The organism is Zarconia navalis LEGE 11467, assembly GCF_015207075.1.
GTDB classification, from domain to species: domain Bacteria; phylum Cyanobacteriota; class Cyanobacteriia; order Cyanobacteriales; family Geitlerinemataceae; genus Zarconia; species Zarconia navalis.
In genome coordinates this window covers 1-9,444 of record NZ_JADEXN010000164.1, presented here as the reverse complement: position 1 = coordinate 9,444, position 9,444 = coordinate 1, and the positions used below count along the sequence as shown (strand labels likewise).

The window sequence follows — 9,444 nt, the reverse complement described above, 5'->3', positions numbered from 1 at the left end:
GTACCAAGATCTCGATAATGACGATCGACCCGATAGCAATGAAAAATTGCTAGAAGTTTCGACAAACTTGACAGGAACCAGCGGTTTTACCAGTATCGCCATTCCCGAAACAACAGCGAACGGAACCTTCTTCGTCGCCGCTTTATACGAAGGTAACGGCACTGATAATACCTGGGTTTATCAGGATACCACCACGCCTGCCGGGGATTCCTGGATGGCATTGGCTTCCGGCGGAACTTTCGACCCCGATAGCTTTTCTTCGTTTTCCAGTAATAACAACTGGATGCTGCGCGCGAATGCACCGGGTGCGTTACCTCAAATCGTCACCGTCGCCGCCGACGAAACGGTCGTTAATGTCAACTTTGGCAACCAGCAGATGGCACAACCTCCCTCTGTTCCGACTTCAGGAGATGACAATCTCGTGGGGACTTCTGGCGACGACACGATTAAGGCTCTCACCGGAAATGATGTTGTTAGTGGGGATAATGGAAACGACACGCTTTGGGGCAATGCCGGACAAGATACACTCAATGGTAATTCCGGTGAGGATAGTCTACTGGGTGGCTCGGGAAACGACGAGCTAAATGGCGGCGATAATAACGACATTCTCAATGGTGGCAATGAAAACGACACGCTTTATGGCAATGCTGGCAGCGACCAATTAAATGGTGGAAAACATGACGATCTCCTTTATGGTGGCGAGAATGACGACACTGTAAATGGTTCTAACGGTAATGACACAGTTAATGGTGATGGAGGAGCCGATCGCTTAATTGGTGGTAACGGCAACGACGAGCTAAATGGCGGCACGGAAAGTGACGTTCTCATTGGTAGCGCGGGCAACGATCGACTAAGCGGTGATAGTGGAGAAGACGTACTGGTTGGTGGCAGCGATAGCGACACGCTCAACGGCGGTGACGATAAAGATACGTTAAATGGTGGGGGTGGAAGTGATGTTCTCACTGGAAATGCTGGAAACGATCGCCTCCTTGGAGGTAGCGGCAGCGACACGCTTCTTGGAACCGATGCGATCGCGGCTGGTGTTGGAGAAAAAGACGTTTTGATCGGACAAGGCGGTACGGATACCTTCGTCCTCGGCGATGCCGCAACAGCCTACTATAGCGCGCAGGCGGGTGCAGATATCGCGCGAATTATCGACTTCACAACCTCAGAAGATGCGATCGTTCTCCACGGAACGGCCACCGACTATCAACTCAAGGAAGTCAACGGCCACACCCAAATTCGTTTGGGACGCGAGGCGATCGGGATTGCAATCGGGGTGACGGGTTTGGATCTTACCGATGCAAGTACCTTTAGCTTTGTGTAATCCCCGGAACGAACTCCTAATCTTCGTCTGATATCATTCACTTAAAAAGCGATCGCTTCTTCGATATATTCGCGCGGGCGATCGCTTTTTCGATCGAAATTTTGGGATAGAGATCGGTTCGCGATCGTCATCATTTACAATAGTAAAGTAGCAGCCTATATTCGTTAATTCGATCGACAATCGAAATTATAAGCGGGAGTTGAATTTCATTAAACTCTCAGCGAGAATCTTAGTACGGAAAGCAACCGAGAGCAGTTAGCAGACATCTCTCCAGGTTCATTAGATGTCTAATTTTGAATTTATTTGGCATTTTTAAATATTAATTTCTCTATCGATTTTTGAAGTTATTTTTTGTTTAGAGATTAGCAAGAGCGATCGGCGTGCTAGCTCAGAGAGAATCCAGAGTGCGCAGAGCGAGTCGGTCGCGTCTCTAAATTCGGGAAAGACTCGTTACAATCTGGGCGACGAGATATCTGCGAGCTATATACTGCTAGGCAGATGAAATGGGATGAGAGATGTCGGAAATTGCTGGTTCCTCAACAGAAACCTTGACAATCTATTTAGGGACTCTATCAGGATCATGGAAACAGGGAATGCGTTTGCGATCGACCCCACCATCTCGATCTCAGATCGAGATGAATCAGAGATCGACCCCCTTGCCACCACTGGAGAAATCCAAGGCAGCTTGTGGGAAGATATCAATGGCGACGGCAGCCAGAACGCTAGCGAACCCGGACTCGAGCGCTGGACGGTATACCTCGACGATAACCGCAACGGTCGGCTGGAGAATGGAGAAACTGCAACAACCACAGATATTAACGGAGACTATCGCTTCAGCGACTTAGAACCCGATCGCTACTACGTTGGGGTCGTGCGGCCGAGTGGCTGGGAACAAACCCATCCGCGAACGAGCAATGTAAACTCGATTCGGAGCGTGCCGACACAAGAACCCAATAAACCCGATGGAACCCTTGAAGGGGCGATCGAACGAGCTGCGGCCACCCAATCCGACGCAACGGATGCAACCAAGTGGGCGATCGGACTCGAAGCTGGAGCATCCCCCGAGGCCGTTGCCGCGAGTTTGGGTGCCGAGAATATGGGTGCAGTTCGACATCAACCCAATACCTTCATCCTCGACTTTCCCTCAACCATCGACCCTCGCAAGGTGCCCGCAACGTCGAACCCGTCACCATCTCCCGGTGTCGAATTTTTATACCCCCTCACCCAACGGCAGCAGCAAACCCGTGCGGTTTCCCCCCGCTTTTTACCCAACGATTCCCTGTTCGGCGACCAATGGCACCTCGTCAATACCGGACAAACTGGAGGAACTGTCGGAGTCGATGCCAACATCGAATTGGCGTGGGATCTGGCTCGGGGAACGGGAGTTGTCATTGCTATCGTCGATAATGGCTTGCAGCCCGCTCACCCCGATTTGAGCGATCGATACCGCGCCGATTTGAGTTTCGACTTCAACGATGGCGATTTCGACCCGTCGCCCATCATCGGCACCGCTCGCGACTATCACGGAACGGCTGTTGCGGGAGTCGCCGCCGGGAACGGCAATAATAACCTCGGAATCAGCGGTGCGGCTCCGAATGCTTCCATTGCCGGATTTCGGTTGGTTGACGCGCCCACTAGCGATCTCGACGAAGCCAATGCTCTAAGCTACAAAAGCCAGGAAATTGATATCTACAACAACAGTTGGGGCCCCACCGACGACGCTCGAAGACTTGAAGGTCCCGGCCCTCTGACCCTAGCAGCCTTAGAAAATGGCACGACGAACGGTCGCGGCGGACTGGGGAGCATCTATCTTTGGTCGGCGGGGAATGGCTTGGAAAAGAACGACAACATCAACTACGACGGCTACGCCAATTCCCGCTATACCATTGCCGTGGGGGCAATCGACCACAAGGGCAAACAAGCTTTCTACAGCGAACCGGGCGCGCCCATGCTCGTCACCGCCTACTCTAATGGCGATGGGGTCGGGATTACCACCACGGATTTGCTCGGCGACGATGGTCTGAGTTCGGGCAACTATACGAGTGGCTTTGGCGGCACTTCTTCATCGACACCGCTGGTTTCTGGGGTTGTTGCCCTGATGCTCGAAGTCAACCCGAACTTAACCTGGCGCGACGTGCAGCACGTTTTGGTGGAAACCGCCGAACAAAACGATATTGCCGATCTCGATTGGAAGACCAACGGTGCGGGACATTTAGTCAATCATAAGTACGGCTTCGGAGCCGTTGATGCTTTGGCTGCGGTGGAGGCGGCGACGACCTGGGTAACGGTGGCACCGGAAGTTTCGGCGACCTCTGGCGAAATTGCAGTCAAGACAACGGTTCCCGATAACAATCCGACGGGGGTGAGTTCGACGATTTCGATCGTTGAGGATATCAATCTCGAATGGGTGGAAATCGTTTTCGATGCGACTCACGCCTATCGCGGGGACTTGGAAATCGTTCTGACTTCCCCCGATGGCACCGAGTCTGTTTTGGCCCAAACCCACGACGACTTCAAGGACGATTACAACAGTTGGACATTCACTTCCGCTCGCCATTGGGGGGAATCTTCTTTTGGGGACTGGACGCTGGCGGTTTCTGATGGAGTCGGTGGGGATATCGGTCTCTGGAATTCTTGGCAGTTGAATTTCTACGGAACGGCGATCGATGAAAATCTTCAAACCGTTACCCTCAATGCCGGAGAGACGAGCGACAATATCGACTTCGGCAATCAGTTGAGCGCAATACCAGAAGGAACCGGTGGCGACGATCTGCTCTTTGGGGGTTCTAGCAATGACTCGATTTTCGGTTTAGCCGGAAATGACTCGATCGACGGTGGTGCGGGTGACGACGATCTTTGGGGCAATTCTGGAAACGATCGCCTGCGCGGTCAAGTCGGCAGCGATACTCTGCGAGGAGGACTCGGAAACGACGAACTTAGAGGGGGTGCGGGTAACGATCTTCTCGTCGGGTCTTTCGAGAACGACATTTTGGAAGGGGAAGCTGGAGAAGACACCCTTTATGGCAATAGCGAAAATGATACCCTTTCCGGTGGGGAAGGTAACGATTTCCTCCGGGGCAGTGACGGAAATGACGAACTCTACGGGGAATCTGGAGACGATACCCTTAATGGTGGCACCGAGGAAGATCTCCTTTCCGGTGGGGAAGGTAACGATATCCTCCGGGGCAGCGACGGGAATGACGAACTCAATGGGGGGTCTGGAAACGATCGCCTTGTAAGTGGGATTGGAAATGATACCCTGAGTGGAACTGATGCGACTGCGACTGGGCTTGGGGAAAAAGATACCCTCATCGGAGAAGAGGGTGCGGATGTCTTCATTCTCGGCAATGCCGTCCAAGCCTATTACAACGGCGGCGGTTCCGTCGATTTTGCTCGGGTTGTGGATTTGACCCAAGAAGACGCGATCGTCCTGCACGGTGCGCCCGCAGATTATCAACTTCTCGAAGTCAATGGCAATACCCAAATTCTGTTGGCTGGGGATATTGTTGGAATTGCGATCGGGGTAACGGATTTGGATCTATCCGACGCGAGTACGTTTAACTTTGTTTAGAGCGATGGTTTGAGTATCCTCGGGCAGAGGTTGGAAGAAGGGGAGATGCTCGCGTCTCCCCTTCTGCTTCATTTAGCTCAGGCAGAACGAGCGTGAGTTGTAACCGTCGTCCCGTCTGGTAGTACGGCCCCCCATAAATCGGCAGCATCTTCTAAGTTTGCCGCGAAGATTTGCGCGCCTTTCAATGTTGCGGTCTTCAAATCGGTTCCCGTTAGGTTTGCATGACAGAGATTGGCTAGATCGAGACGCGATCGGTGCAGGCAAGCCCCTTCCAAATTCGTACGTTCGAGGTTCGCGCCGCGCAGGTTGGCACCGCTGAGATCCACGTGGCTTAGATTCGCCCCGAACAAGCTGACCCGACTCAAATCGGCATCGCTGAGGTTCGTCCCCGTGAAATCGACTTCATCTAAGGTGAAACCGCTTAAGTTTGTGCCACCCAGGTCGAGACAGCAAAAGTCTCGCCGACCCCGATCGTAATCTTTCTTCAGTTGCTCGACATTCATCCGGCCATCTATTTTACTATCCATCCCACTAGAAACTATCTTGCTACTATCCATCTGTACTACTCCATCATTCATGAGTCTCTACTCCAATGTGAAATACATTGTCATACGTTACGACGCGAGGCATGATATCGATTGAAAATGCTGCGGTACGGACATAATTCTTTTTTTGTATTTACGCATGATATACATTTTAAGAAATTTTTAGCTAAAAAAGGTATCATAAGATACAGAATTCATCAAACAACAGTATTTACACTGAGACTTGAGAGTTCTCAGCTCGATTCTGCAATGCCAGCCAACATGAAAGCGGGAATCTAAAATTATTGAAAGCTAGACATTGTAAAGTTTTAAGCTTTCAATTTGTATTTCCGTCGTTACTGGCTTCTTGGGTTTGCGTTCTGCAAAGTTCTTAAAAAGATCGGAAAAACGTATTTACATCAGACCTCAAATTCGCTAACTTGGTGTACTAGTGTAATTCATCTGTCAGGCAGTGGGCAGTGAGCCGTAATGAGTAAGAAAATGTACAGCTTTCGGCTGCCAGAAGAGTTAATGGAAGCTCTTCGGGAAAAAGCCGATCGAGATGGCGTATCCGCCACAGAATTGGTGGTGAGGTTTATCAGACTGGGACTCCAGAATCCACTGGATAAGCGCATGGAAACTTTAGAAGAAGAAGTGAAAAGCCTGCAACAGCAGCAACAGACTCAGACAAAGGCCGCAGTGGCATCTCCGATGGTGTTAGTACCCCCAAGTGCGTTGGTTCCCGATGCGAATGCTTCTTTACAGTCTGAGATGGCGAAAATTCGTCAGAAAATCGATTCGATCGAGGAAAAGCTAGATCGGCAAAGTCCTCCCAATTCAGACTGAGTGGAATTCTCCCGTTAGCGGCAATATATTGATGTATCGATCGGGGTTGAAGGTATGTCCCAGATGGCTTCCCAGATTACGTCCGAGATAAAAACGGCTTTAGTCACGCCGAATGTTTTTCAAAACGTCCTATCGGGAGAAGACCTCAACAGTGGATTTTATCGAGAAATGCTCGATCGGATGCTATCTCAGCCAATTCAATGGTACATGACCGAGCCAGACTACGATTGGGCGTTTGTTTTCTGGGACACGTTCAGCTCTAGACTAGATCGAGGATTGCAAGAGGCTGACTTCAAATTTCGATCGAGCGTTCGCACTTGCCGAGTTACGCCATCCTTGCTCGAAGACGCGGATACTTATCGACTGCTCAACTTTGCCGATGCGGTGCGACTTTCCTGCGCGATCGATCGAAATTTAGATGCGATCGTGACCTGGGAACCCCATCATTTCGCCCAAACGGAATCGGAAAAACAATCCCTTCAGCGATCGGGATATTTTCCCTTAAAAATTGAGTCGGAGGATATTGAAACGCAGATATCGAGCTTTCTCGACACGGGAATTTTTTCTCCCTCCTCTCTTTTAAAGTACCTCTATCGCTGTCATTCTCCGCCATCTAATCGGCGGCAATATTTTGCAATTCACCAAATTCAGATTCGCGGCGGCGACGAAAACGATTCAACTACTGCTTGGACGATCGTTCGCGACTCACAAGGCAATTTTCTCGAAGCAACCACCTGTGGAACGAGTCCGTTAGATGCTTTGCAAAAATCAATCGATCGCTGCGTCGATCGCTCCCTTCGGCTTCCCCAACGAGAAATCTACCGCATCTTTTGTCCGGATAAACTGATTTATCGCGCCGATGCTCCGATTGATGTGGTTGTCAGCGTTCGATGTGGGGGACTTATATTTGAAGCGAGTGCAATTAATTCAAGCATTTTACGGGCAGCAAGCGAAGCCTATCTCGATACGATTAATTCCATCTGCAATTGTCCCCATATTAACAGAGGTTGAATCCTCGTTTTTCTCGACAATATCACCCGAAATCCAAAATACTAAAGCGAAAATAACGGAAATTCTCCCATCGAACTTTCTGTTCAATGACAAAATATATATAATTTAATTTTACCGATCTACAGTCATAAATTTATCTAACTTCAGTCGGTTAGTTCGCTCGATTTACAATTTCTTGCAAGCAGCGAATGTAGCGATTTCCCAAATTTTGCCAAGCAAAGTTTTCGGCTGCAAATTGATAAGCAGATTCGCTTAAGTCTTCTAATTTTGAGTTTAGGATATCGCGAACGATTTGAGCAAATTGTCGATCGTCGTAAGGTCGGACTCGATAACCATTTTTACCATTACAGACCACATCTTGGATACCTTCTAAATCCGAAGCTACCACCGGTGTTCTAGCTTCGTTGGCTTCGAGCATTACCACTCCAAAGCCTTCCATATCTCCAGCGACGGGAATATTGGGCATTACAAACACATCGGATGCATCGTAGGCATGGCGCAAAAGTTCTGGCGAGACTCGTCCGGGTAAAATAATCCGATCTCCGACACTCGATCGACGTTTCAATTCCTGGAGAGTTGCGTGTTCTTTGCCATCACCAATTGCCAAAAAAGTACAATTTCGATCGAGTAAAGAAAATACCTTTTCGATAAACCAAGCGTGACCTTTTCGCTTTACTTGCCGACCGACACTTAATAGGAGATATCGATATTTTAAGTTTAAATCAAATGACTTTTCCAGGATTTCTCGTGAATTTTGCTTATCGTAAGACCGAGCTTCAATTTTAATTCCATTAGGCAAAACAAAACCATTTTCAGGTTTCAAACCGCGCTGAATACTGGATTTCTTCGTTGCTTCGGAAACTGAAATCACGCCATTCAAACAATCGAAAATTTTCGGCAAGATTTGCTGGTAGGGAAAAATAGGGACAACGGTGTCTTGTCCGTGATTAATTGCCACCATGGGAATTTGAATCTTATTCCGCAACAAAATAGTCAGAGAACCCGTCACCATCGACGAAAATAGAATCAAATCTGCTTTTTCTCGGGCGACAATTCTCGGTAAGTTTAGAGATAGCCACCCCATAAATTTAGCAACTCGAAATTCAATGCCTTTGGCTGGTGACTCTAATAGTAGGGGAAAAACCGATACCTGCGAGCAATTTTGCAGCCGCTTGAGTAACTCGATGCTAACGGTTTGCATTCCCCCAATCTGTTCTAATTTCGCATCCGAAGGCGGATGAACGTGGGAAACATAGATAAGTTTCACCCGGAATGACTCATTGACTTATAGCGAATCGTTCGTTGAGACTCATTTAGATAGAAAGTTCATCAGACATCGCACTTCTCAAGTTCGTCAGATGAAACTCAAACTTTAAAGTCATGACTCTAAAAATAAAGACAAAATCGTTATATCTCATGATGATGAGAATAGCAATATGGCTAAATCCTAGCTCGAAAACAAGAAATTACAGACCGTTTTCGAGGACTTCTTGAATGGTAAACTCGGAAACATATCCTTTATAGATATCCGAGAAATCGACGCAAACCTTTAATGTTGTATTTGCCATAGACGCTGCAACGCTAGCACGATCGGGGACGTGTTTTAGATCGATCGCCTTGAGTCCGTCTTGGATGGCCTCTTTACCCAAATTATCCACGCAAACGGCATCGATCGCTTCCGAAATTTTTTTAAGGCCAAATCGTTCGACGCGTTCTAATATTTCTTCATTACAGTCTGAAAAGCTATCCCAATCAACCTGTAACTTTATCTTCGTTCCGGCTTTTTTTGCCCACGCAGCTTCGTAAGCGGGTATCGTTTTGTTCTGTAACTGGTGAATGATGCGCTTTTCCCTTAGTCCCACGATCGATCCGTCCACCCGATTTGATACATTAGTTGATACTTAAGTTGATAACTTTTAAGTAGGGGCAACCTTGCTTGCCGAGCTAATCATACCACTTCACAACATGACATCCACCCAACTCGCGATCGAAACTCGGTTTGACAAAGCTCTCGTGGTAGCATTCGGCGACGAACTCGCCGGAACCGACCCCATCCTCGTCCCTACAAGCAATCCCCGATTCGGCGACTATCAATCCAATGTCGCCATGTCCTTGACAAAACGCCTCAAACAAGCACCTCGCGCCATCGCCCAACAGATTATCGA

General features: G+C 48.7%; 7 protein-coding genes and 1 pseudogene. 5 read left to right on the top strand and 3 right to left on the bottom strand.

Annotation, left to right across the window (positions count from 1 at the left end; genetic code table 11):
* Nucleotides 1-1,327: calcium-binding protein (locus IQ235_RS10585; RefSeq protein WP_319592573.1), on the top strand; the 1,327-nt coding region annotated here is incomplete at its 5' end.
* A gap of 580 nt (nucleotides 1,328-1,907) precedes the next feature.
* Nucleotides 1,908-4,898, top strand: coding sequence for a S8 family serine peptidase (locus IQ235_RS10580; protein WP_264321436.1), 2,991 nt, complete (start codon nucleotides 1,908-1,910; stop codon nucleotides 4,896-4,898).
* Nucleotides 4,899-4,975: 77 nt separating this feature from the next.
* Here IQ235_RS10580 and IQ235_RS10575 read toward each other — a convergent pair whose 3' ends face one another.
* Nucleotides 4,976-5,476: a pentapeptide repeat-containing protein gene (locus IQ235_RS10575; protein WP_264321435.1), complete on the bottom strand. Its 501-nt coding sequence runs from the start codon at nucleotides 5,474-5,476 to the stop codon at nucleotides 4,976-4,978.
* A gap of 435 nt (nucleotides 5,477-5,911) precedes the next feature.
* On the opposite strand from IQ235_RS10575, the gene IQ235_RS10570 reads away from it, so the two are divergent.
* Both IQ235_RS10570 and IQ235_RS10565 read left to right on the top strand, forming a co-directional pair.
* Nucleotides 5,912-6,268 carry a hypothetical protein gene (locus IQ235_RS10570; RefSeq protein WP_264321434.1) on the top strand — a complete coding sequence of 119 codons (357 nt, stop codon included), beginning with the start codon at nucleotides 5,912-5,914 and terminating at the stop codon, nucleotides 6,266-6,268.
* 63 nt (nucleotides 6,269-6,331) lie between these two features.
* A complete protein-coding gene (locus IQ235_RS10565; RefSeq protein WP_264321433.1) occupies nucleotides 6,332-7,279 on the top strand; it encodes an alpha-isopropylmalate synthase regulatory domain-containing protein in 948 nt (315 codons plus the stop codon).
* A 151-nt stretch (nucleotides 7,280-7,430) separates the two neighbouring features.
* Here the strand turns inward: IQ235_RS10565 and IQ235_RS10560 are convergent, their stop codons facing one another.
* Complete coding sequence (locus tag IQ235_RS10560; protein ID WP_264321432.1) at nucleotides 7,431-8,546, bottom strand: glycosyltransferase family 4 protein; 1,116 nt, start codon at nucleotides 8,544-8,546, stop codon at nucleotides 7,431-7,433.
* A gap of 199 nt (nucleotides 8,547-8,745) precedes the next feature.
* Nucleotides 8,746-9,141 (bottom strand): hypothetical protein, encoded by a 396-nt coding sequence (locus IQ235_RS10555; protein ID WP_264321431.1) that lies wholly within the window; start codon nucleotides 9,139-9,141, stop codon nucleotides 8,746-8,748.
* A gap of 103 nt (nucleotides 9,142-9,244) precedes the next feature.
* On the opposite strand from IQ235_RS10555, the pseudogene IQ235_RS10550 reads away from it, so the two are divergent.
* Nucleotides 9,245-9,444, top strand: a pseudogene (locus IQ235_RS10550) (arginine--tRNA ligase); the annotation flags it as partial.

Excerpts from the sequence above, each read along its gene's own strand:
- IQ235_RS10580 (WP_264321436.1), top strand. The coding sequence starts at position 1,908 with ATGGAAACAGGGAATGCGTTTGCGATCGACCCCACCATCTCGATCTCA.
- IQ235_RS10575 (WP_264321435.1), bottom strand. The coding sequence starts at position 5,476 with ATGAATGATGGAGTAGTACAGATGGATAGTAGCAAGATAGTTTCTAGT.
- IQ235_RS10570 (WP_264321434.1), top strand. The coding sequence starts at position 5,912 with ATGAGTAAGAAAATGTACAGCTTTCGGCTGCCAGAAGAGTTAATGGAA.
- IQ235_RS10565 (WP_264321433.1), top strand. The coding sequence starts at position 6,332 with ATGGCTTCCCAGATTACGTCCGAGATAAAAACGGCTTTAGTCACGCCG.